26 protein-coding genes, 1 tRNA gene and 1 pseudogene are annotated in these 22,250 nt (G+C 66.8%); 19 read left to right on the forward strand and 9 right to left on the reverse strand.

Translation table 11 applies throughout. The annotated features are described in order from the left end of the window. Positions 1 to 275: 275 nt before the first annotated feature. On the reverse strand, positions 276 to 482 hold the full coding sequence (locus RTU05_RS10205) for a hypothetical protein (protein ID WP_312597956.1): 207 nt from the start codon (positions 480 to 482) through the stop codon (positions 276 to 278). 101 nt (positions 483 to 583) lie between these two features. Between RTU05_RS10205 and RTU05_RS10210 the strand changes: the two genes are divergently transcribed. Continuing rightward, positions 584 to 805 (forward strand): hypothetical protein, encoded by a 222-nt coding sequence (locus RTU05_RS10210; RefSeq protein ID WP_312597958.1) that lies wholly within the window; start codon positions 584 to 586, stop codon positions 803 to 805. A gap of 1 nt (position 806) precedes the next feature. Continuing rightward, positions 807 to 1,760, forward strand: coding sequence for a P-type conjugative transfer ATPase TrbB (gene trbB / locus RTU05_RS10215; RefSeq protein WP_312597960.1), 954 nt, complete (start codon positions 807 to 809; stop codon positions 1,758 to 1,760). A gap of 117 nt (positions 1,761 to 1,877) precedes the next feature. Here trbB and RTU05_RS10220 read toward each other — a convergent pair whose 3' ends face one another. Continuing rightward, positions 1,878 to 3,422 (reverse strand): Fic family protein, encoded by a 1,545-nt coding sequence (locus RTU05_RS10220; protein ID WP_312597962.1) that lies wholly within the window; start codon positions 3,420 to 3,422, stop codon positions 1,878 to 1,880. 572 nt (positions 3,423 to 3,994) lie between these two features. Here RTU05_RS10220 and RTU05_RS10225 point away from each other — a divergent pair. The 8 genes and pseudogenes from RTU05_RS10225 (at position 3,995) to RTU05_RS10260 (ending at position 6,676) form a co-directional block, all read left to right on the forward strand. Further along, positions 3,995 to 4,315 carry a TrbC/VirB2 family protein gene (locus RTU05_RS10225; RefSeq protein ID WP_312597964.1) on the forward strand — a complete coding sequence of 107 codons (321 nt, stop codon included), beginning with the start codon at positions 3,995 to 3,997 and terminating at the stop codon, positions 4,313 to 4,315. Next, the gene (locus RTU05_RS10230; RefSeq protein WP_312597966.1) at positions 4,315 to 4,578 is read left to right on the forward strand and encodes a VirB3 family type IV secretion system protein; all 264 of its coding nucleotides are present in this window, start codon (positions 4,315 to 4,317) and stop codon (positions 4,576 to 4,578) included. The genes RTU05_RS10225 and RTU05_RS10230 overlap by 1 nt, the downstream gene beginning before the upstream one ends. 2 nt (positions 4,579 to 4,580) lie before the next feature. After that, positions 4,581 to 4,766: pseudogene (locus RTU05_RS10235) on the forward strand (hypothetical protein); the annotation flags it as partial. Next, positions 4,746 to 5,201, forward strand: a complete 456-nt coding sequence (locus tag RTU05_RS10240; protein WP_312598001.1) for a S26 family signal peptidase — start codon at positions 4,746 to 4,748, stop codon at positions 5,199 to 5,201. The pseudogene RTU05_RS10235 and the gene RTU05_RS10240, both read left to right, overlap by 21 nt. Next, entirely contained in the window at positions 5,195 to 5,818 is a 624-nt protein-coding gene (locus RTU05_RS10245; protein ID WP_312597968.1) for a lytic transglycosylase domain-containing protein, read from the forward strand. Before RTU05_RS10240 ends, RTU05_RS10245 begins: the two co-directional genes overlap by 7 nt. Beyond that, entirely contained in the window at positions 5,815 to 6,087 is a 273-nt protein-coding gene (locus RTU05_RS10250) for a hypothetical protein (protein WP_312597970.1), read from the forward strand. Before RTU05_RS10245 ends, RTU05_RS10250 begins: the two co-directional genes overlap by 4 nt. A gap of 26 nt (positions 6,088 to 6,113) precedes the next feature. Continuing rightward, positions 6,114 to 6,272, forward strand: a complete 159-nt coding sequence (locus RTU05_RS10255; RefSeq protein WP_312597972.1) for a hypothetical protein — start codon at positions 6,114 to 6,116, stop codon at positions 6,270 to 6,272. Continuing rightward, positions 6,260 to 6,676, forward strand: a complete 417-nt coding sequence (locus tag RTU05_RS10260) for an AlpA family phage regulatory protein (protein WP_312597974.1) — start codon at positions 6,260 to 6,262, stop codon at positions 6,674 to 6,676. Before RTU05_RS10255 ends, RTU05_RS10260 begins: the two co-directional genes overlap by 13 nt. Here the strand turns inward: RTU05_RS10260 and RTU05_RS10265 are convergent. The 3 genes from RTU05_RS10265 to RTU05_RS10275 all read right to left on the reverse strand — a co-directional run bounded on the left by RTU05_RS10265 (position 6,649) and on the right by RTU05_RS10275 (position 7,996). Continuing rightward, positions 6,649 to 6,840, reverse strand: a complete 192-nt coding sequence (locus tag RTU05_RS10265) for a hypothetical protein (protein ID WP_312597976.1) — start codon at positions 6,838 to 6,840, stop codon at positions 6,649 to 6,651. The genes RTU05_RS10260 and RTU05_RS10265 overlap by 28 nt on opposite strands. Before the next feature lie 359 nt (positions 6,841 to 7,199). After that, positions 7,200 to 7,275 (reverse strand) — tRNA-Ala (locus RTU05_RS10270). Between the two features lie 259 nt (positions 7,276 to 7,534). Beyond that, positions 7,535 to 7,996 (reverse strand): TIGR02300 family protein, encoded by a 462-nt coding sequence (locus tag RTU05_RS10275; RefSeq protein ID WP_312598003.1) that lies wholly within the window; start codon positions 7,994 to 7,996, stop codon positions 7,535 to 7,537. Between the two features lie 124 nt (positions 7,997 to 8,120). Between RTU05_RS10275 and aroA the strand changes: the two genes are divergently transcribed. The 7 genes from aroA to mscL all read left to right on the forward strand — a co-directional run bounded on the left by aroA (position 8,121) and on the right by mscL (position 13,635). Then, complete coding sequence (aroA, locus tag RTU05_RS10280) at positions 8,121 to 9,428, forward strand: 3-phosphoshikimate 1-carboxyvinyltransferase (protein ID WP_312597978.1); 1,308 nt, start codon at positions 8,121 to 8,123, stop codon at positions 9,426 to 9,428. Next, complete coding sequence (locus RTU05_RS10285; protein WP_312597980.1) at positions 9,428 to 9,694, forward strand: hypothetical protein; 267 nt, start codon at positions 9,428 to 9,430, stop codon at positions 9,692 to 9,694. Before aroA ends, RTU05_RS10285 begins: the two co-directional genes overlap by 1 nt. Before the next feature lie 26 nt (positions 9,695 to 9,720). Further along, a complete protein-coding gene (locus tag RTU05_RS10290; RefSeq protein ID WP_312597981.1) occupies positions 9,721 to 9,963 on the forward strand; it encodes a hypothetical protein in 243 nt (80 codons plus the stop codon). Between the two features lie 110 nt (positions 9,964 to 10,073). After that, entirely contained in the window at positions 10,074 to 10,718 is a 645-nt protein-coding gene (gene cmk, locus RTU05_RS10295) for a (d)CMP kinase (RefSeq protein WP_312597984.1), read from the forward strand. Between the two features lie 198 nt (positions 10,719 to 10,916). Further along, entirely contained in the window at positions 10,917 to 12,620 is a 1,704-nt protein-coding gene (rpsA, locus tag RTU05_RS10300; protein ID WP_248117937.1) for a 30S ribosomal protein S1, read from the forward strand. A gap of 272 nt (positions 12,621 to 12,892) precedes the next feature. Further along, positions 12,893 to 13,183 carry an integration host factor subunit beta gene (locus RTU05_RS10305; RefSeq protein WP_248117935.1) on the forward strand — a complete coding sequence of 97 codons (291 nt, stop codon included), beginning with the start codon at positions 12,893 to 12,895 and terminating at the stop codon, positions 13,181 to 13,183. Between the two features lie 32 nt (positions 13,184 to 13,215). After that, a complete protein-coding gene (gene mscL, locus RTU05_RS10310) occupies positions 13,216 to 13,635 on the forward strand; it encodes a large-conductance mechanosensitive channel protein MscL (RefSeq protein ID WP_312597987.1) in 420 nt (139 codons plus the stop codon). Here the strand turns inward: mscL and RTU05_RS10315 are convergent, their stop codons facing one another. Beyond that, on the reverse strand, positions 13,636 to 14,784 hold the full coding sequence (locus RTU05_RS10315; RefSeq protein WP_312597989.1) for an N-acetyltransferase: 1,149 nt from the start codon (positions 14,782 to 14,784) through the stop codon (positions 13,636 to 13,638). 283 nt (positions 14,785 to 15,067) lie between these two features. On the opposite strand from RTU05_RS10315, the gene RTU05_RS10320 reads away from it, so the two are divergent. Next, positions 15,068 to 16,999 carry an oligopeptide:H+ symporter gene (locus tag RTU05_RS10320; protein ID WP_312597991.1) on the forward strand — a complete coding sequence of 644 codons (1,932 nt, stop codon included), beginning with the start codon at positions 15,068 to 15,070 and terminating at the stop codon, positions 16,997 to 16,999. Between the two features lie 75 nt (positions 17,000 to 17,074). Here the strand turns inward: RTU05_RS10320 and RTU05_RS10325 are convergent, their stop codons facing one another. Further along, positions 17,075 to 19,147 (reverse strand): TonB-dependent receptor domain-containing protein, encoded by a 2,073-nt coding sequence (locus RTU05_RS10325; protein ID WP_312597993.1) that lies wholly within the window; start codon positions 19,145 to 19,147, stop codon positions 17,075 to 17,077. Positions 19,148 to 19,320: 173 nt separating this feature from the next. On the opposite strand from RTU05_RS10325, the gene RTU05_RS10330 reads away from it, so the two are divergent. Next, positions 19,321 to 20,238: a TraB/GumN family protein gene (locus RTU05_RS10330; RefSeq protein WP_312597995.1), complete on the forward strand. Its 918-nt coding sequence runs from the start codon at positions 19,321 to 19,323 to the stop codon at positions 20,236 to 20,238. A gap of 18 nt (positions 20,239 to 20,256) precedes the next feature. Here RTU05_RS10330 and RTU05_RS10335 read toward each other — a convergent pair whose 3' ends face one another. Together RTU05_RS10335 and tldD are read right to left on the reverse strand one after the other, a co-directional pair. Continuing rightward, entirely contained in the window at positions 20,257 to 20,556 is a 300-nt protein-coding gene (locus RTU05_RS10335) for a hypothetical protein (RefSeq protein WP_312597997.1), read from the reverse strand. 61 nt (positions 20,557 to 20,617) lie between these two features. Further along, positions 20,618 to 22,048 (reverse strand): metalloprotease TldD, encoded by a 1,431-nt coding sequence (gene tldD, locus RTU05_RS10340; RefSeq protein ID WP_312597999.1) that lies wholly within the window; start codon positions 22,046 to 22,048, stop codon positions 20,618 to 20,620. Positions 22,049 to 22,250: the final 202 nt, after the last annotated feature.

Genomic DNA, 22,250 nt, shown 5'->3' on the forward strand with positions numbered 1-22,250 from the left:
AGCGCCGCGACCGTGTCGCTGACGGTGGCGACGCCGGCGCCGCCCGCCGTCACGCCTCCGGCTCCGATCGTCGTCCCGCCTGCAAGCGGCGGCGGCACGACGCCGATCTCGGTCGATCTGGGCGCCAGCACGCAAGGGGTGACGGATGCCTATCGCGTGACCGTCGACGCTCGGTTTGGGTCGGGCGTGATCACGTCGTCGGGATCCATGACGACGGCGCAGTCGGTTGGGTCTAGAGCGGCCGGATCGCCGACGAAGGAGACATTCCAGCTGGTCTATACGCCTGCGGCCAACTTCATCGGCACGGACACCGTGACCGTCGTGGCCTCCGGTCCGGGTGGAGATTCCGCGCCGGCGACCTTCACCTTCCAGGTCGCGGGCAAGGCGCCGGATCTGTCGGTCAGCATCGCCTCCAGCGGAACGCTGACCGTGTCGCCGACCGCGTCCTTGGTCGGCGGCCCGTTCCAGGCCTTGCGCATCACCCGTCAGCCCGCGTTCGGCACGGCGACCGTTCAGGGCCTGAACATCGTCTTCACGCCCGGCGTCGCCAACGGCGGGCCATATGCGGTCCACGGCGAGAGACATGCAGATCGTCCAGGAACTCCTGATCGAGGTGGCGCGGGCCTTCTTCCTGCGTCTGCCGGACGCCTATGTCGATCAGGATCCGACCGTTCAGGCCGCCGTCGACCGTCGGATCGAAACCCTGCTCGACGCCACGGCGGCGCGAATCGTGGCGGGGCGCAGCCGGAACGAGGCCGGCGCGCCGATCGGCGATCCGGGCGGCGCCTTGGGCGGGGCGGCCTGAGATGGAGCTCTGTCCCCTCGTCGCCGAACGCAAGCTCGAGGCCCTGCGGCATGCCCTCGGCGAGACGGTGATCTCGGCGCTCGGCGATCCCGGCGTGGTCGAAATCCTCGCCAACCCCGACGGTCGCCTCATTCTGGATCGCGCCGGCTCGGGCCGGGCGGACACGGGCGCCGTGCTCACCCGCGAGGCGCGTGAGCGGGTCATCCGCCTTGTGGCGGACTATGTGGGCGAGCCCGTGACGCGGGATGACCCCCGTCTGGCCGGGGTGCTGCCCGGGAGCGGCGAACGGTTCCAGGGACTCCTGCCGCCCGTGGCCCTCGCGCCGACCTTTTCCATTCGCAAACGCCCTGAAACAGTCTGGACCCTGGACGACTATGTGCGCGACGGCGTGATGACCTCGGCTCAGGCCGAGCGTCTGAAGACCGCCGTCGTCGAACGGCGCAACGTGCTGATCTCGGGCGGGACCGGATCGGGCAAGACGACCCTGGCCAATGCGCTCCTGGCGGAACCGGCCTTTGCGGGCGATCGGGTCTTCCTGATCGAGGATACGCCCGAGCTCCAGTGCTCGGCCTGGGATACGGTGTCGGTGCTGACGCGGCGCTCGCCTCGGCCGATCGGGGTGGCGGACCTGGTCCGGGACGCCTTGCGGATGCGGCCCGACCGGATCGTCGTCGGGGAGATGCGCGACGGCGCGGCAGCCTTGGAAACCCTCAAGAGCTGGAACACCGGACATCCCGGCGGATTGTCGACGATCCATGCCAACTCGGCCGAGGACGCGCTTCGGCGGGTCGAGGACCTGGTTTCGGAGGTCGCCGCGATCGTGCCTCAACGCGCCATCGGACAGGCGGTGGACGTCATCGTCCAGATCCGCAGAACCGCCTCCGGTCGTCGGGTTGAAGCGATCCTCGCCGTGGAGGGGATCGAGAACGGAGGCTACGCGGTGCGGTCTCTGTAAGCCGAACCTCAAGCCGGTCCTGAGGGGGAGAGCGGCGGGCGATCCGGCGGATGCGGTGATCGACCAGGACCGCGTGACGGTCCGCAAGGCGTCCTTATGGATCGCTTCAGGTGGCGGTCAGCGGGCCGGCGTTCGAACGTCGCGGGCCTGCCGAATCCGGTCGGCGATGAAGTCGGCGAACGGGCGGATGTCCTGGTCCACGCTCGCGGCCTCCAGGGCGGCCATATATCGGTCCCGTTCCTCGACGGGGATGACCGTCCAGGGATAGCCGGCGGCGGCCATCATGACGTTCATGAGGAAGCGGCCCGTGCGTCCGTTCCCGTCGAAATACGGATGGATGTAGACATAGATGAAATGCCCCAGGACGATGCGCGCCGCGGGATCCGCCTCTTCGCGCAACAGGTCGAAGAAGGTCGGCATCGCGTCACGGACGGCGTCTGCGTTGAGCGGCACGTGCCGCGAACCGCGCAGATAGACGGGGCCGTTTCGGTAACCTGCGAGGTTCTCGGGCTTGAGCAGGCCCGCCGCGATCTTCGGCGTGAACATTTCGCGATACCAGATCGGATGGTCCCGGTCGACGACGTCGCCGGGGTTCTGGCCGGCCAGCACATCCCGGACGCTGTTCCGGACGGCCTGGAAGGCCTGCCAGTAGCCGCTCGCCGCCAGGCCCGACTCCAGATCACGATCCTCGGCATTGGCCTGCGGGTTCCATTGCCCTGAACGCACCCGATCGATCAGGGCGGGGCTGACGCGATATCCCTCGATCGACAGGGAGTGATAGGCGTCTGCGACATAGAGGGCGTCGACCTCTCGCAGATAGTCGTCGATGGCGTTGGCGTGTCGCCGCTCGGTCGGCAAGCGGCCGAAGACGTCCTCGCGCATGCGCGCCCACAGGAGCCGGAGGCGCTGGACATAGGGCGAGGTGTCGCGTCGATAGGGGATTCGGGGGCGCTGGTCCGTGAAAGGATCAACCTCCCTGACGGCATGGTCCGCGGCCGCCATTCCGGCCAGGATGGCGTCGGCCTCGCGGTCTCGTCCGATATTGCGGAAGGCTCCGGCCAGCCGTCCGGCGACGGTGGAATGACCGCCCCGCAAAAGATGGACGAGGACCGCCGAAGCGTCCGGCTGGATGGACAGCACCGTGCGCGCTTCCGTGGGGTAGGTCTCGAAGAAGCCGGCAGGAACCGACACGAGCGCGGCGGCGACCGTATACAGTCTCAGGCCGTGGAGCTGGATGCGATCGTCCGCCGGGGGCAGGGCGAGACCGCTCTCGAAAATGGATGTGCCATGCAGAAGTGCGGTGGACTGGTTGTTCGCGCCGGGCGCGCGCACGAGCAGTTGGCGAGGGACGGTGAAGACGCCCGCATGCAGGATCAGGGACTGTTCGGCGGTCAAGGACCAGTCCGCGCCGAACCGTTCCTCCAGATAATCCCGGCTGAAACGCCAGAAGGCGGTGTACCAGGCGGTGGTTTCGCCGGGGGCGCCCTCCGGCATCGTGGGCACATACCAGCCCTTGATGACCGGCTGCAGGAAGCCGTTCTTGACCAGGCGCTCCCTCACGGTGCGGCTTAGGTCGCTGGAGCGGATCGCGGTGCGGCCGCCGTCCTGCAAAGCCTTCAGGCTTTCCAGCGCTGCGGCGAGTTTCTCGTTTGGTACGGCCATGGCCTGCGCCTCCTGACCCGACAGGTATCATATTTAGTTTATTGCGTCGCGCGGTTTTTAGTTTTTCGCGCCGATCAAGTTTTAGTCTTTTGTGCTGTGTGATTTTTAGTTTTTCGCGCCGTTCTCAAACCTGCGGCCTCGGCGGCGGCAAGGGCCTTGCCCCGATACGCAAGCGATCAAAGGGCGGACAGTCGCGCTCTTTCAAAGCGCCGAAGCCGTTCTGATGCGTGTCGCGGCTTTGGAAGTTGGAACGATGCGGCGGGCGCAATGTGGCGAGCACACGCCACGCTGAAAGGTCGCAAGGCCGTTACGACCGGAGACACGAATGCGGCGAAAGGGCGAAAAACCCGGCGCGCCGGGCGTTTATCGCAAGTCTCGAAAAGTCGGCGTGCGGGGGTGGCGTCTGGTGAACGGCAAGTCAGGACGACTTGCAGACCGAGTTGCTCCGACATCATTGAAAGTCGTATCTAAGTTATTGAAAAATAATAACAGTCAACGTTGACAGCCTGTGGATAAATTTGCTTGCAATGGGTTGCATCGCGTCGAGACGCGTTGAACACGGGAAGCAAATCATGCGTGGGATATTCAGGCTCCGCCTCGTCGGCGCGACGGTTTCGTGCGGCCTGCTGAGCGCCGGTCCCGCCTTCGCAGGCGGATCGGGCATGCCCTGGGAAGGTCCGCTGCAGCAGGTGGTCCAGTCCATCACCGGGCCGGTCGTCCAGGCCGCCGCCGTCGTCGCCGTGGTGATTTTCGGCGCCGGGATCGCCATGAGCGAGAACGGCTCTTCCATGCGGCGAGGGCTCGGCATCCTGTTCGGCCTGTCCATCGCCTTCGCCGCCTCGACCTTCTTCCTCGACTTCTTCGGCTTCGCCGGCGGCGCGGAGATCGGGTGATGGAGCCGCATCCCGACGGCTGGGAGCTTCCCGTCGCCCAGGCCCTCACCGAACCGGTCCTGATGGCCGGCATGCCGCGCGAATACGCCATCGCCATGGGGACGATCGCCATGGTGCTGGGTCTGGCGCTCAGGATCTGGTGGCTCGGCCTGCTGTGGTGGGCGCTCGCCCATGCGATCGGCCTGTGGGCGGCTCGCAGCGATCGTCGGTTCTTCGATGTCCTGAGGCGTCACCTGGCGCTGCCGGGTCATCTGGACGCCTGAGCATGCGCTTTCTGGAAGAGCATCGTCGCCGTCCGGCCGCCCTTGCCGACCATCTGCCTTGGGCCGCCCTGGTGGCTCCGGGCGTGGTGCTCAACAAGGATGGGTCCTTCACGACCGGCTTCCGGTTCCGTGGCCCGGATCTCGAATCCTCGACGGAGGACGAACTGATGGCGGTGAGGGCGCGGCTGATCGCCGATCGGGCTCCTGCCGCCGTCCTGGTGAACGAGAGCCCGAGCCTCCCCAAGGGGGTCTACATTCGGGCGTTCGGCAAGCCGCCCGAGCCCGGCTCCATCGTGGCCGTGTCTCAGCCGGCCTCGGTCAGGGCCTATCTCGGGAATCTGGGCATGCCCGCCGATGTGCGGCTGATCAAACGCGTCGCCGCGACGGCTGGAGACCAGGTCTGCGCCGTCGATGATCATATGGTTCTGCCCGGCCGGATCGTGCGGGTCCGGCGCGAGGATCGGCAAGGCGTCATACTTGCGGCCTGGCCGGGCTGCCGTCGCCTCGGTCCGGGCGAACTCTTCCTTCTGGGCGACACGCCCTCGAGTTTCGACAGCCGCTATTTCGGGCCGGTCCATGACGATCAGGTGGAAGGCGTTTTCAAAAAGGTTCTGACATGGTGATCCAGTCTCGCAGAGCCGCGCTTGCGGCCTGTCTGGCCCTCTGTGCGATGGACGGACAGGCGTCGGGCCAGACATCCCAGAGACAGGTGGACTGGAGGGCGGCGGGCGGAGATCTGTTCGGTCGGGCTCCGCTACAGGCGATCCCGTCCCACCGCGATCCGACGCCGAGGCTCCCCGATCTCGACCAACCCTATTCAGCGATGATCGACGAGGCGGCGTCCCTGCATGCGCTCGATCCGAAGTTGCTCCACGCTGTAGTGATCGTCGAAAGCGCCTACAATCCCTCGGCGCGATCACCGGCCGGGGCGGGCGGTCTGACCCAGTTGATGCCGGGAACGGCAAATGACCTGGGCGTTCGCGACCGGTTCGATCCTTCGGAAAACCTGCGGGGCGGGGCCGATTATCTCGCGAGTCAGATACTTCGCTTCGGGGATCTGAGGCTGGCCCTGGCGGCCTATAATGCCGGACCGGCGCGGGTGGAGCGGCTTGGACGTGTCCCCGATATCGCCGAGACTCGGGCCTATGTAGCGACGGTCATCGACTGCTATCTCGCGCTCACTGCCGGTCGGGGCGCACGTAACGCCGATGACTGCCGGCCGCGGCGGAGCGATCCATGACCGCCAAGCCGCTCGATCCTCCACCCCATGAGCCCGAGGATACGGGCCCGCTGCTGACGCGGTCCGAGGCCTCCGCCTTCCTCGAACGCTACGGTATCCATTTGAAGCCGGGGACGCTCGCCCGGCTGTGGTCGATGGGTGGAAATGGACCGCCCTGCCGGCATGTCCGCGGCAAGCCGCTCTATCCGACCGAAGTTCTCAAGAGCTGGGCCCGGTCGCAGATCACCGACCTGAGAGCTGCGGCTCCCCCGGCGGCGAGGCGGCGATGAGCAGGCCGGTCAATCAAATGCCCAGCGTGGCGAATCTGCTGGCGGATCCGACCGTCAGCTTCGCGCTAAAGACTGTGATCCTGACCTGGGAGCAGCGCGATCCGATAGACGCCGCCCATGACGCCCGTCTTCTTGCGGAGCTGTTCGAGCGTCGTGCGGATGAGGCGGTGTCATGGACAGACTAACTCGAGACGAGCAAGCGGAGACGCCGTCGCGCGCCGGCGGACCGAACGACCGGCTTCTGGCCTGGCCGCGCGTCAAGGACATTACGGGGCTGAGTCGAACCACGGCCTGGCGGATGCAGAAGGCGGGAGATTTCCCGCCGCCCGTACAGGTGTCGTTGGGGAGGGTCGGATGGTGGCAAAGCGATCTGGACCGATGGAAGGCCTCGCGGGCGCCTAGGCAATCGGCTGGACGGAGGACGCTTGAGGCGTCGCCCGGGGTGAAGCCGGCGCCCAATAAAGAGGCTGAACAACTCTGCCCAGCCCTGAAGAGGCCCGAAGCCGCGCCTGCGCCTGGAACCTCGGGATCCCGTTCGCGCCAAAGAGGGGTATCCCCGAATCAGATCGCGTTCGACTTCGGGGGATGATCGGCGGGTGGCGAGGCCTTGCGGCTGAAGCGCACGCGGTCGGAACCGGCGATCAGATAGGCGTCATAACCGGCCTCTCCCCAGGCCTTGTGCTGGACGTAGCGCTTATCCGGAACGGCGGTGTTCGCCCGCCACTGGGGCTGGCTGGCGCTGTTGGGCAACATGTAGCCGATTTTGCGCTCTCGGCGAAGGACAGTTCGAACTCTGCGAGCTTCTGTTTGCGCAGACAGTCGCGCAACGGATCGTATTTTGCCATCGAGCCACAGAGACCGGGAGCCAGGCGGGAAAGCAAGGGTCTAGCCTCGATGGGGCGGCCGATGACCTGCCCGACCTTCGTGAGCCTCGATGCAGAACCAACGCGCGGGCGGGGCAGGGCCAAACACGCTGGCAGGGCCTGAAAACGCCTGCAACCGCCGTCCGAAGCGAGCCCGGGTCAGCGATTTGAAATAACGTCGTTTGCTACCCCGGTGCTACCCCAAAAGCAAAAGGGGTTAGCTGCATGACAGCTAACCCCTTGAAAATTTGGTGGAGCTTAGCGGAGTCGAACCGCTGACCTCTTGCATGCCATGCAAGCGCTCTACCAACTGAGCTAAAGCCCCGGACCTTGCGGTCTGGATCGCCCGGTTCATCTTGCGATGGCCCCCGGCGAGGCGGCGGAAACTATGTCAGGCTTTTTCTACGATCAAGCCCGTTTCGAGATTTATTTTCACCGCATTCCCAAAGGTGAAAATACGCAGGTTTTTCAAACCGAAAGGCTTGAAAGTTCTGCTGTCCCGCCGCGCTTCTCTAGCGACAAACGCGGCGGGCGCAACAAAAATCTGGCCCCGGTCGCGGCAAGCGCGACCGGCCCAGCCGAACCTAGTCGTCGTCGCGCGACGGCTTGGCGATTTCGTCGTCGATGGAGTCGTCGTCCTCGTCCTCGATGAAGGGGACTGAGTCGTCGTCGTCGGCCATCAGGTCGTCGTCGTCGCCGTCCGTCGATCCCATGCCGGGCTCTTCCGAGGCGTCGGCGGGGGAATCGTCGTCGTCGTCGGGCGTCAGGATCGGCTCATGACCTTCCTCGTCGATTTCCGGCGTGGAGGTTTCGTTGTCGTCCTCGTCGTCGTCGCCGTCGGCCGACTTGGTCTTGACCTGATCTTCGGTGTCCTCGTCGTCGGCCGGATAGCCGGGACGGGCGCGGCGGCTGCGCAGCTTCATCGCCTCTTCAGGATCGAAGTCCGTGCCGCACTTGGGGCAGTGGGCGGGACGGCGGTTCAGGTCGTAGAATTTCGCCTGACAGTTGGGGCAGACCTGTTTGGCGCCCAGTTCGGGATTGGCCACGGGGGACACTTTCAACGGGTTGAATTCGGGGCGGTCCCTTGCCACCCCTTAGGGCCGCTGTCAAAAGCTGTCTTTCGCGCCGCCCGCGCGGCCCTTCCGACATCGCAGCCTGAAGCGGGTGACCATGCCTTCCCAACTGACCGCAAGACGCGCCGCCGCCCTGGCTGGAAAGGTCCGTGCGCCGGGCGACAAATCCATGTCGCACCGGGCGATGATCTTCGGCGGAATGGCCGCGGGCGTGACCACGGTCGAGGGTCTGCTTGAGGGCGACGATGTTCTGGCGACCGGCCGCGCCGTCGAAGCCTTCGGCGCCAAGGTCGAGCGCACCGGCGAGGGCCAATGGCGCATCGAGGGCGCGGGCGGGTTCACCACGCCTTCGTCGGTGATCGACTGCGGCAACGCCGGAACGGGCGTGCGTCTGCTGATGGGAGCGGCGGCGGGCTATCCGCTGACGGCGACCTTCGACGGCGACGCCAGCCTCCGCAAGCGGCCGATGAAGCGGGTGACCGGGCCTCTGGCCGAGATGGGCGCGCGGTTCGACTGGCTGGCGGCCGAGGATCGGGTGCCGGTGGCCCTGACCGGCGGCGCGCTGAAGGGCGTCGACTATGTGCAGACGGTGGCCTCGGCCCAGATCAAGTCGGCCATCCTGCTGGCGGGTCTGAACGCCGAGGGGGTCACCACGGTCACCGAGCCGGAAAAGAGCCGCGACCACTCCGAGCGGATGCTGCGGGCCTTCGGCGCCGAGGTGGTGGTCGAAGAGCAGGGCCAGGGCTGGAAGATCACGCTGAAGGGCGGGCAGCCGCTGAAGGCCGCCCATGTGGCGGTGCCGGGCGATCCGTCGTCCGCCGCCTTCCCTCTGGCGGCCGGTCTGATCGTGCCGGGCTCGGAGGTGACGGTCGAAGGCGTGATGCTGAACCCCCTGCGCACCGGCCTGTTCGACACCTGGATCGAAATGGGCGCCGACCTGACCATCAATAACCGGCGTCAGGCGGGCGGCGAGGATGTGGGCGACATCACCGCCCGCTATTCTCAATTGAAGGGCGTGGTCGTGCCGGAAGAGCGCGCGGCCTCGATGATCGACGAATATCCGATCCTGGCGGCGACGGCGGCCTTCGCAGACGGCGTCACCGTCATGCGCGGCGTGGGCGAGATGCGGGTCAAGGAAAGCGACCGGATCTCGCTGATGGTCGAGGGACTGCGCGCCTGCGGCGTTCAGGTCGAGGAAGAGCCGGAAGGCTTCCTGGTCACGGGCGGTCATGTTCGCGGCGGGGCGACCGTCGCCACCGCCCACGATCACCGCATCGCCATGAGCCATCTGGTCCTGGGTCTGGCCGCCGAACAGCCGGTGTCGGTGCTGGACCCCGAGATGATCGCCACCAGCTTCCCCGGTTTCCTCCAGATGATGAACGGGCTGGGCGGCCGGATCGACTGATGCGGGTGCGCGAGGCCTTCCATCGCGGCCTTGCGGTTCTGGCGCTTCTGGCCTGTCTGGGCGGCGCCGCATGGACCGGCTTGACCGTCTGGCGGGGCGCAACGACGGGCGCGGTCAGGGGCAAGCATGGCGCCGTTCATCTGCGGGCGGACGGCGATGTCTTCTACTATTCGACCCTGGTCCTGAATGCAGCGGCGTCCGTTATCTGGCTGGGCCTGGCGGCGTTCGCGGTTCTGGTTCTGGCGCGCTGGAGGGATTGGACCTGAGGGGGCGGGGATGGTTCGGCGCGCTGGTGACCCTGGCGATCGCAGGGCTGATCGGCTGGGGCTGCGTGATCGGCGCGCGCGAGGTTCTGCATGGGCTGGATGTCGGCATGCTGAACAACCGAAAAGGACCGGACGTCTATCTGATCCAGCGCCCGATGATCTTCTGGAGCCTGATCGTCTTCTATATGACGGCCATCGTCGTCGGCGCGGGCATGGCGGTCCTGCTGGCGGCCATCGCCCTGCGCGGCCTGTTCGGACGGCGCGGCTGAAGGCCGATTGAGCCGCGCGGCTGGATTGCGGACCTGATCCTCGCTATCTGGTGCGCCCTCTCGTGCGTTCGGGATGAAGTTTGATTGCGCCACGCGCTGCGGAGACCTGTTTGACCCTGATCATCGCCGTCGACGGCCCGGCCGCCTCGGGCAAGGGCACCATCGCCGCCCGCCTGGCCCAGACCTATGGCCTGCCGCATCTGGACACCGGCTTGCTGTACCGGGCCGTAGGCGCGCGTCTTTTGGCCGAGGGCGGGTCCCTGGACGACGAGGCGGCGGCGACGCAGGCGGCGCGGGGGCTGGACGCCTCCGATCTGGCGGACGACGAAAACCTGACGACGGGCGAGGCGGGGGAGGCGGCCAGCCGCGTCGCCCGCTTCGGCGGCGTCCGCGCGGCCCTGCTGGAACTGCAGCAGGCCTTTGCGGCCCAGGCGGGCGGGGCGGTGCTGGACGGCCGCGACATCGGCACGGTGATCGCCCCCGATGCGCCGGCCAAGCTGTTCGTCACCGCCACGCCCCAGGTCCGCGCCGGCCGCCGCTGGAAACAACTGACCGCGCGGGGCATCGACATCAGTTTTGAAGACATGCTGGCCGATATCCAGCGCCGTGACGACCGGGACGCAGGGCGCGGATCGGCGCCGATGGTGCAGGCCGAAGACGCGGTCTTGCTGGATACGACCGACATGGGTATAGAGGCCGCCTTCGATGCGGCCCGCCGTATCGTCGAGGCGGCGCGCGCGAAACATGGTCTTTAGGCCGGTTTGCAAATCCAACGCGCCATCCTCGGCTTCCGCGGGCGTCCTGATCGTTTCTGAACGGCCTCGCATCCTGACGACCTGACTAAATCCTTTTCCCATCGTTTCACGCGCGGCGTTTCGCCGTTCGAGAAGCGTTCACCCGTGCGGGACCCCAAGGGTCGCGCGCCTTCAGCCCCCAGGATGCTTTTCAGCTCCATGACTGACACCCTTACCCCCACCCGCGACGATTTCGCCGCCCTGCTCGACGAACAACTGTCGGGCCGCGACTTCGGCGAAGGCCAGGTCGTTCACGGCCGCGTCGTCGGCATCGAAAAAGACATCGTCATCATCGACGTCGGTCTGAAGACCGAAGGCCGCATCGCCATGCGCGAATTCGGCCAGGGCGAAGACGGCAAGCTGCCCAAGGTCGGCGACAACGTCGAGGTTTACCTTGAGCGCGTCGAGAACGCCCTGGGCGAAGCCGTAATCAGCCGCGACAAGGCCCGTCGCGAAGAAGCCTGGACCCGTCTGGAAGTCGTGTTCGCCGAAGGCCAGCCGGTCAACGGCGCCATCGTCGGCCGCGTCAAGGGCGGCTTCACCGTCGATCTGGGCGGCGCCTCGGCCTTCCTGCCCGGTTCGCAAGTCGACATCCGTCCGGTCCGCGACGTCGGTCCGCTGATGGGCAAGGAACAGCCCTTCGCCATCCTGAAGATGGACCGTCCGCGCGGCAACATCGTCGTCTCGCGTCGCGCCATCCTGGAAGAAGCCCGCGCCGAACAGCGCACCGAGCTGGTCGGCCAGCTGCAAGAGGGTGAAATCCGCGAAGGCGTGGTCAAGAACATCACCGACTACGGCGCCTTCGTCGACCTGGGCGGCATCGACGGCCTGCTGCACGTCACCGACATGTCGTGGAAGCGCGTCTCGCACCCGTCGCAGGTGCTGGCCGTCGGCGACACCGTCAAGGTCCAGATCGTCAAGATCAACCCGGACACCCAGCGTATCTCGCTGGGCATGAAGCAACTGCAGTCCGACCCCTGGGACGGCGTGGAAGCCAAGTACCCGGTCGGCGCCAAATACACGGGCCGCATCACCAACATCACCGACTACGGCGCCTTCGTGGAGCTGGAAGCCGGTGTCGAGGGCCTGGTGCACGTCTCGGAAATGTCCTGGACCAAGAAGAACGTCCACCCCGGCAAGATCGTCTCGACCTCGCAGGAAGTCGACGTCGTGGTTCTGGATGTCGACGCCTCCAAGCGCCGCATCTCGCTGGGCCTGAAGCAGGCTCAGGACAATCCGTGGGACGCCTTCGTCGCCAACCACCCGATCGGCTCGACCGTCGAGGGCGAAGTCAAGAACGCCACCGAGTTCGGCCTGTTCATCGGCCTGGACAACGACATCGACGGCATGGTCCACCTGTCCGACCTGGACTGGTCGGTGTCGGGCGAAGAAGCCATCCAGCGTTACCGCAAGGGCGAAATGGTCAAGGCCAAGGTCCTGGACGTCGACGTCGAGAAGGAACGCGTCTCGCTGGGCATCAAGCAGCTGGGCGGCGATCCGATCGGCGAGGGCGACACCTATCGCCGCGGCCAGCAGGTCACCGTCACCGTGACGGCGATCGAGTCGGGCGGCATCGAGGTCAAGTTCGGTGAAGACGACGCGCCGGTCACCTCGTTCGTGCGCAAGTCCGACCTGTCGCGCGACCGCAACGAGCAGCGCCCCGAGCGTTTCTCGGTCGGCGACCGCGTCGACGCCATGATCACCGCCGTGGACAAGGCCTCGCGCCGCATCTCGGTGTCGATCAAGGCGCTGGAAATGAAGGACGAACAGGAAGCCATCGAACAGTTCGGATCGTCCGATTCGGGCGCTTCGCTGGGCGACATCCTGGGCGCCGCGCTGAAGAACGCCGGCTCCAAGGAGTAAGCGCTCGTCCGAAGAACGTCAGGCGCTTCGCCCGAGTGGCGGAGCGCCGCGCGCTTGCCGTCAGCGATACAAGACGGAAGGGCGGCGGGCGCGATCCCGCCGCCCTTTTTCTTTCCGGCCCTGGTTTGTGTGCGATAGCGGACGTATTTCTGGCCCCGACGCCCCTCCTTGTCCGATAAGGGCTTTTTCGAACGTCAGTCGGGCGTTAGGGTGCTTCATCTGGACCGAGGCGGGCGAGACGGCCCGTCCCTACGACCTGACCGGGGACGCCGATGATCAAGTCCGAGCTGATCGAAAAGCTGGCCATGGAGAACACCCACCTGACCCATGCGGAGGTGGAGCGGCTGGTCAACGCCATCCTGAACACCATGACCACGGCCCTGTCCGACGGCGGGCGGGTCGAGCTGCGCGGTTTCGGCGCCCTGTCGGTGCGCTCGCGACCGGCGCGCGCGGGCCGCAATCCCCGCACCGGCGAGGCCGTCGAGGTCCCCGCCAAGGCCGTGCCCTTCTTCAAGAGCGGCAAGGAGCTGCGCGAGCGTCTGAACGCCTCGGGCGACGCCTGAGCCGATCAATCCAAACAGGAAGGGGATAACGAATGGGGCTTCTGTCTGAATTCCGCGAGTTCGCGGTCAAGGGCAATGTCGTCGACCTGGCGGTCGGCGTGATCATCGGCGGCGCGTTCGGCAAGATCGTCACCAGCCTGGTCGATCAGGTGATCATGCCGCCCATCGGCTGGCTGATCGGCGGGATCGACTTCGCCGATCTGAAGATCACCCTGCCGACCAATCCGACCAATCCGACCGGCGAGCCTGCCGTCATTGAATACGGCGCCTTCATCAATGTGCTGATCCAGTTCGTGATCGTGGCCTTCGTCATCTTCATGATGGTGAAGCTGATCAACAAGATGCGTCGTCAGGAAGCGGCCAAGCCCGATCCGGCGCCCGCCGCCCCGACGGCGACGGAATCGTTGCTGATCGAAATCCGCGACGCGCTGAAGGCCCGGCCGAACGGCTGATCAGGCTTTCGCCTCCCGGCCGCGTGGCGCGGCCGCGACGGCTGAACGTCGGCGCACGACCGGCGACGGCGGATTGCGCGAACAGATGCCGTAGTCCCCGTCGAACGGCGTGGGCGCCCAGGCGGCGGCCAGCGCCGGATCGTCCACGATGGCGTGACAATGACCCCAGCCGCCTTCGCGCCGGGCGGTCTGCGCCAGATCGCCCAAGGCCGCCAGCAGGCGCGGCGTCGTCATCGGCAGTCGCACCTTCGCCGCCCCCAGGCCGCGCGCATTGGCGATCAGGGCTCGCGTCAGAAGCGGCAGGGCGTCCTGGTCCGTCTCCAGCGCGATCAGATCGACGATGTCCAGACACGGCGGTTCGATCAGACTGGTCTTGGTGATCTGCGCCATGGCCAGGCCGACCACGGCGCCGCCGCGCAGGCAGGTCAGCATGATCGGCGGCAGGGTCAGGTCGGGATCGGACAGACGCCAGCGCAAGGTGGCTGGACTGCGATCCGCCAGCAGCCGATCCTCCTTGGCCAGCCGTGACCAGAAGTCGCCGTAGGCCGAGGCGTCTGACAGGTCGCGCAGCACCGTGACGCCCGCCGGCAGGTCCAGGTCACGGCGACCGAACACCCGGCGATTCATCAGCCGCTCGCCCAACCGGGCCGCCGTCTCGGCCGAGACGCGGCCGAGAAGCGCCCGCAACACCCGTCCCTGGGCGCAAGCCAGTCGGTCGGTGGTCCACGACAGCTTCAGGGCATGGGTCTGATCGGGCCAGGGCTTGAGGCCGAACAGTCCATACAGCGGCGCCGAACGCGCATTGGCGTTGAAGGTGTAGCGGGCGAACAGGTCCGGCTGTTTCAGGAAGGCCCGGATCAGCGGCCGGCTGGCGCCCTTGCGGCTAGGCGGCACGATGATCGAAAAACCCGTCGCGCCGTAAAGGCTGCGCGCTCCATGCTGGAACCGCTGGACGAAGTTGCCCAACATGGCCGCCGGCTGGTCGTCGTCGTCCGCCACCACCCAACCTGCAGGCGCGTCGAGGTCTTGGCGCGCCGGATTGCTTTCCAGCCAGCGCCAGCCCGCAGGCGACCGCTCGGGCCAGCCCACCTCGCGGTGCAGCCGGTTCAGGGCCTCGTGATCGGATCTGACGATCGGCCGCACAGCCATGGGACGGTCCTTCCCAAAATGAAACCGTGATCTTCTTCGCCTCCGTCCAATGCAGACACGGCGCCAGAGGTAATCACCATAGGTTGCATTTCCGAGGCGCGGCTCGCGGCACGCTGTCCCATAACGGCCTTAACACTTGTTCGGATTTCCCGACCGTGCTGCTTATGCGCCTTTCGTGCGTCGGTGAGGGCGCAGCAGTCAGGAGTGAGCCGTTGACACAAACGGACATGGGGGGCGCGCGACTTACGCGCTGCGTTAACGGTCTTCGATGCGGGGTGGCGGTATGAATATCGTCGTCGCCCTGGGGCTGATCATCACCTTCGCGACCGGCGTGCCGGTCATGATGCAGATCTTCAAGAACCACCCGCGCGGACTGATCATCCTGTTCTTCGCCGAAATGTGGGAGCGCTTCTCCTACTACGGCATGCGCGGGATCCTGATCTTCTTCCTGACGCAACACTTCCTGTTCGACGACGCCATGGCGGGGTCGACCTACGGCTCCTACACCTCGCTGGTCTATCTGCTGCCGCTGCTGGGCGGCATCATGGCCGACCGCTTCATCGGCACGCGCAAGGCCGTGGCCTTCGGCGCCCTGCTGCTGGTCGCCGGTCACGGCATGATGGCCTTCGAGGGACGTCCGGCGACGGAAACCCTGACCTATGCGGGCCAGACCTATCAGATCGACGCCGAAGGGCGCGGCGCGGCGCGTGACGTCGCCATCGTCGTCAACGGCCAGAAATACAAGTTCGAACCCGCCGAGAACGGCCTGGCCATCCAGGGCCTGCCGGCGACCTCGACCCTGCCAGCCGTCATCCCGACCGCCGACTACAAGATTGAGACGACCCGCGACATGGCGGGCGTGAACGTCTTCTATCTGGCGGTGTCGCTGATCATCATGGGCGTCGGCTTCCTGAAGCCCAACATCTCCACCATCGTGGGCCAGCTGTATCCGCAGGGCGATCCGCGACGGGATTCCGGCTTCACCCTCTATTACTACGGCATCAACCTGGGCGCCTTCTGGGCCGCCGTCCTGTGCGGCCTTCTGGGCCAGACGGTCGGCTGGTGGGCGGGCTTCGGCCTGGCCGGCGTCGGCATGGCCTTGGGCTGGATCGTCTTCATGCTGGGCAAGCCGCTGCTGCAGGGCAAGGGCGAGCCGCCGGCGGAGGCCAATCTGAAGAAGCCTGTTCTGGGCCCGATCAACCGCGAATGGTCGATCTATCTGGCCAGCATCCTGGGTGTCGGCGTCGTCTGGTTCATGGTTCAGCGCAACGCCCTGGTGGGCTGGGTGCTGGGCGCCGCGACCGTCGCCTCGCTGCTGTTCATCCTCTACGTCATCGTCAAGGTGTGCGAGAGCAAGGCCCAGCGCGAGCGGATGATGCTGGCCCTGGTGCTGATCTTCGGCTCGGTGGTCTTCTTCACCCTGTTCGAACAGGCCGGCACCTCGCTGAACCTGTTCGCCGACCGTAACGTGGACCTCAGCATCACGCCGCACGCCTTCCAGTTCCTGGGCATAACGGTGGGCACGCCGGCGCAGTTGGCCGCAGCGGGCATCACGCCCACCGGCATGTGGATCGACGCGACCATCACGGCCGCCCAGACCCAGTCGTTCAACGCCGGCTTCATCCTGATCTTCGCGCCGATCATGGCGGCGCTGTGGGCCTTCCTGGCCAAGCGCAACCTGGACCCCAATCCGACGATGAAGTTCGGCCTGGGCCTGCTGCAGGTCGGTCTGGGCTTCATGGTGGTTGTGTGGGGCGCCGGCATGGCCAACTCGGCCTTCCAGATGCCGCTGCTGCTGCTGGGCCTGCTGTATCTGTTCCACACGACGGGCGAGCTGTTCCTGTCGCCGGTGGGCCTGTCCGAGATCACCAAATTGTCGATGGCCAAGGTGGTCAGCTTCATGATGGCGGTCTGGTTCCTGGCCAGCTCCATCGCCCAATACGTCGGGGGCTGGATCGCCGGCCTGGCGGGGACCGAGACGGTGGGCGGCCAGGTGCTGAACCCCGGTCTGGCGCTTCAGACCTCGCTCGACGTCTTCGGCATGTTGGGGATGTGGGGCATGGGCATCGGCGTCGCCTTCATCGTGATCAGCTTCTTCATCAAGGGCTGGTCGCATGGGGCCAATAATGGCGGCGACCATCCCGGTCCGGCGCTGAGCGATCGCGGTCAGGAAGACGGCAACGTCGCCGCCCCGCGCACCTCCACCGTCGGCTGATCCTCTAAGCGGATCGACCAAAAAAAAGGGCGGCGTCCATGCGGACGCCGCCCTTTTTGCTGTTCGGCGGAACGGTCAGAAGGTCTTGCGGACCCGGATCGAGACGAAGGTGCGCGGGTCGACTTCGCTGTCCTCGGTGAACAGGACGGCGCGGGTCTGACGGTCGGCGAAGACGGTGCGGGTCTGGGTGAAGTCGTTCCAGACGTTCAGCTGGGTGCGGATCGACAGGGTCGGGCTGGGCTTGTATTCCACAAAGGTCTCGAAATAGTTCGCCCCTCGCCACTTCGACACCTGGTCCGGCGAATAGTTGCCTTGGCCCAGATGGGGCAGCCAGTTGACGCCCCATTGCAGTTTCCAGCTGGCGATGTCCTGCTCGAAGCCGACGTTCGCCTGGGACGCCCGGACGCCCGAGATCGGCCGCTCCAGACCCGTCGTCGGATCGGTGACGGAGGTCTTGTTCCAGTCGTTCTTGAAGCGGAAGCGCGCGCCGGGCACGCCCAGCTTGGTCAGGGGCACGGTGACGTTCAGCGACAGCTGGTCCAGCGTGCCGTCGCCGATGTTGCCCACCGCCGACAGGCCGTCCGCCAGGGGAATGCGGTCGATGGCGTCCACGATCTGGTCGTGACGATAGGCGATGGAGACGATCCCCTCGCCCCAGAAGCGACGCTCGTAGGCCAGTTCCGAGATCCAGCGCTGCTCGGGCACCAGATTGACGTTTCCGCCATAGACGTTCTCGGAGTTCAGATCGGCCGAGGCGGCGAAGTCCGAGAAGTCCAACTGACCGACCTCGCGCTCGAAGCGCAGGCGCAACTGGTTGTTGGGGCGCGGCGTCCAGGTGGCCAGAAGGCGCGGCTTGGCGAAGAAGAAGCTCTTTTCCTGGTTGGCGTCGCCCGATTGGCTGATGGTGGAGGTCTCCAGCCGCAGGCCGGCTTCCAGCGTCAGATTCGAATCCACCCGCCAGGTGCCCTTCGAGAAGGCTTCGCCGCGCGTTTCCTCGACCTTGACCGACGCGCTGGGCAGGGGAATGGCGACCCCGCCCTCGCTATAGGCCTGATCGGTCTGGCGCATGTTGTAGGCGATCTCGCCGCCGGTCTCGACCGTCAGCTTGGGCGACCATTCCTGACGCACCAGGGCGCGCAGGATGGTTTCGGAGCGGTCGCCCGAATAGGCGAAACGCTGCTCTGGCGCATCGACGCCGTTGGTCAACACATTGTAGGTCGACAGCCCGTCCCAGCTGCCGAACTCGTGCATCAGTCGGGTTTCCAGGTTGAAGCGCGGGCTTAGCGCGCGGGTCCAGGTGGCGCCGAACTCGCCGCTCTTGGAATCCTGGTCGTCCAGGCTTTCGCGGAATGTGGTGGCCGAACGGCTGAGGTTCGGCCCATGCCAGTCGTTGACGCCGTAGCGGGCCGTCAGGTCGATCTTGCCCCCCGCCAACGGACCGGCGTAGGTGCCCCGGATCGCGTTGCCGCCGCCGTAGCCGTCCTGCTCGGTCTGCTCGTCGCGGATCACCACGCCGGCGGCGTTTCGGCGGATCGTGCGGCCGGGCCCGTTGGAATCGCTCATGCTGATCCCGTCGGACAGGGTCACGCCCCAGCTGCGGTCGCCGTTGCGGGCGGTGAACTGATAGCTGCCGCCGTAGAGATCCTGGCCAGAGCCCTCAAACTGGGTGGTGTTCCAGGTCAGGATCGACTGGCGGCTGGTCTCCTTTTTCAGGATCACGTTCACCACGACCGAAAAGCCCTGCATGTCGATGCCGGCGGCGCCGCCCCGGATCAACTCGATACGCTCGACCTGGCCGGCGGGGGTGCGGCTCAGAACGTTTGAGCCGGAATCGTTCTTGGACGCCGGGCGGTTGTTGTTGATCAGGACGTTTCCGACCGCGCCTTCGAAGCCTCGTGCGCCCGAGCCGTCGTCGACCGAGAAGCCCGGCACGCGATTGACCATGTCCAGGGCGGTGTTCGGGCGCTGGGCCGCGAAAAAGTCGGGTGTGAAGACCAGCACGCCGCGCTGGGCGGCGTCGGTCAGGGGCGCCTGGCTGGTCGGGCCTGTGGGCACGGGCGCCTCGGCCACCTGCGGCGCGTCGCCGGCGAAGGCGGAGGTGGCGGTCAGGAGCAGGGCGGTGCTGGCCAGCAGCAGGGTCTTGGTCATCGTTCTTCCCCTCGGTTTGTTGGCGAGAGGTGTGCCGATCCGGCGTCTTCATCTCCAGTTACAAGGCGGCAAGGTGGATTAAATCGACGACATCATTACAGGGATTTCATTACAATGTGGACAGTAGAACGGCCTATATCGCGCCAATGAACTGGCGATATTGTTCCTTGTTGTTGTCTATTCTCGCAGCGATCGCCCTGTCTGCGGGCGCGGCGGCGGCGCAGCAGCCGGCCGCGTCCGATGTGGTGGAGGACATCGTGGTAACCGCCCGCCGCGTCGAGGGCCCGATCTGGGAGGTGCGGCGCGGCGACAGCGTGCTGATCCTGGTCGGCGCCATCGAAGGTTTGCCGCGCGACATGGAATGGCGGACCGACGCCCTGGTCTCGGCTGTGGAGCGAGCCGACCGGGTGCTGTTTCCCGTCCAGGGCCAGGCGTCGCTGGCCGACCTGGGGCGGGTGATCTGGCGGATCCGCACTCTGACCCGCCTGCCCAACGAACGGACCAGCGCCGACTATCTGTCGCCCGATCTGGAGGCGCGGGTCGAACGGATCACCGGCGAGGGCCCCAGCCGAAAGAGCTTTCTGATGCTGTCGGCGGACCTGATGGAGCATGGCGGCTATGGGCAACGCGCGCGCTCCGTGTCCGAGATCGTTCGACGCGCCGCCCGCGCCAACAAGAAGGCGGCCGAGCCGGTGGGCGTCTATCGCGGCGACGAACTGATCGACACTGTGCTGACCACGCCGCCCGAGGCGTATCTGGCCTGTATGGAGGCGGCGGCGACGGCGGCGGAGGCGGGGCCTGAAAGCGGCGCTCGACGCGCGCAGGACTGGCGGATGCGGCGCATACCGGCAGTCCTGGCGTCGCCGCTCGAGCAGGCGTCGATGGCCTGTTCTCTGTGGACGGTGATGGGGGAGGGGCAGCGGCTCCGCGCAATCTGGAACACCGCCGCTGACAAGGCCCTGTCCGAGCCGGGCGTCACGGTCGCCATCGCGCCGCTGAGATTGTTGGCCGAGCCGAACGGGGTGCTGGATCGGCTGACGGCGGACGGGCTGGAGCCTCTGGGCCCCGATTGGCGCCCGCCCCAGCCCTGATTTCTTGAGCTCAGGCGATCAGTTGGCCGGCGCGCGTTCGGGAACGGCGTCGCGGGCGGCGTTGCCGATGTTGTCGGCCGCATTGCCGACGCTCTCGGCCGCACCGGCGATGGCGTTGTCCTTCACCGCGTCGCTGCGGTTCATGTTCATTAGGAAGTAGCCGATCACCAGAACGGCCAACAGGCCGATGATCAGGGCGACGATGGCGCCCATGCCGCTGCCGCCGCGACGTTCGACGACGGTGGTGGGGGCGGCGTTGGTCTCGGTGATGCGTTCGATCCGGCCATCAGGATGTTCGACGGTGCGTTCGGTAGGCATGGGTGTGCTCCTCTCCAGTATGGCGGGGAAACACACGGTCTCGCATTACGGTTCCGCTGGTTCAGACCGCCGTGCCGCCGACGGTCAGGCCGCCGATCTTGAGCGAAGGCTGGCCGATGCCGACGGGCACGCCCTGTCCGGCCTTGCCGCAGACGCCGACGCCGGGGTCGAAAGCGAAGTCGTCGCCGATCATCTGGATCTTCGTCAGGGCCGTGGCTCCGTCGCCGATCAGGGTCGCGCCGCGCACCGGGGCGGTGATGACCCCGTCCTCGATCAGATAGGCCTCGTTGCACTGGAACACGAACTTGCCGTTGGTGATGTCCACCTGACCGCCCGAGAAGTTGGCGGCGTAGAGACCGCGCTTCGTACTGGCGATCATGTCGGCCTTGGAGTCCTTGCCGCCCTCCATGAAGGTGTTGGTCATGCGCGGCATCGGCATATGGGCGAAGGATTGGCGCCGGCCGTTGCCGGTGGCGGCCACGCCCATCTGACGCGCCGACAGCCGGTCGTGCATCAGGCCTACCATGATCCCGTCCTCGATCAGGACGGTGCGCGAGGTCGGGGTGCCTTCGTCGTCCACGGACAGGGAGCCCCGACGACCGGCGATGGAGCCGTCGTCCACCACGGTCACGCCGGGGGCGGCGACGCGCTGGCCCATCATGCCGTTGAAGACGGACGAGCCCTTTCTGTGGAAGTCGCCCTCGAAGCCGTGGCCGATGGCTTCGTGCAGCAGAACGCCGGGCCAGCCCGCGCCCAGAACCACATCCATCTCGCCCGCCGGACAGTCGATGGCGTCGAGGTTGACCAGGGCCTGACGCAGGGCCTCGTCCACCTGGGCCTGCCAGCGTTCGGGCGCGACCCATTCCTCGAAGCCCGCGCGGCCGCCTGCGCCGGACGAGGCGCTTTCGCGCTTGCCGTTCTGCTCGACGGTGACGGAGACGTTCAGGCGCACCAAGGGGCGGATATCGCGCACGGCCCGGTCGTCGGCGCGCAGAATCTCGATGGCGCGGCGCTCTCCGACCAGGGATGCGGACACCTGGACCACGCGCGGATCGCGCGCCCGCGCCCAGGCGTCGATCTCGGCCAGCAGCGCGATCTTGTCGGAGAAGGCGGGCGAGGCGAGGGGATCGACCTCGCCATGCAGTTTCTGATTGGTGGCGCGCGGACCTTCGGCGACGCGGGCCTCGTGGCCCTGTTTGGCCAGCGCCGCGCTGTCGGCGGCGCGGCGCAGGGCGGCGGCGGAGATTTCGTTGGCGTGGGCGTATCCGGCGGTCTCGCCCGCCACGACCCGCAGGCCGAAGCCCTCGGTGGCGTCATAGGCGGCGGACTTCAGCCGCCCGTCGTCGAACACCAGGCTCTCGCTTTCGGACCGCTCCAGAAACAGTTCGCCGTCGTCGGCGCCGGTCAGGGCCGTCTTCAGGATGGACAGGGCTTCGTCGGCGGCGACGCCGGCGGCGTCGAGGATGGGCGGCGGGGAGGCGGGAACGGTCATGGCCCCTAGGTAGGGGCTCGGGACCGCTTCGTCACCTGTCCCGGACCGCGAAACCTTGGGGTCAGTCCAGCGGCTGGGGCCGCGTGACGACCGGACCGTCGGGATCGCTGGCGGTCGGGCGCGCGGCCGTCGGGGCCGGCGTCGAAGACACGACGACGAGCGGCTCGGTCTGCACGGTCGGCGCCGGGGTCGAGGCGGCGGC

The organism is Brevundimonas sp., assembly GCF_032017145.1.
Taxonomy (GTDB): Bacteria; Pseudomonadota; Alphaproteobacteria; order Caulobacterales; family Caulobacteraceae; genus Brevundimonas.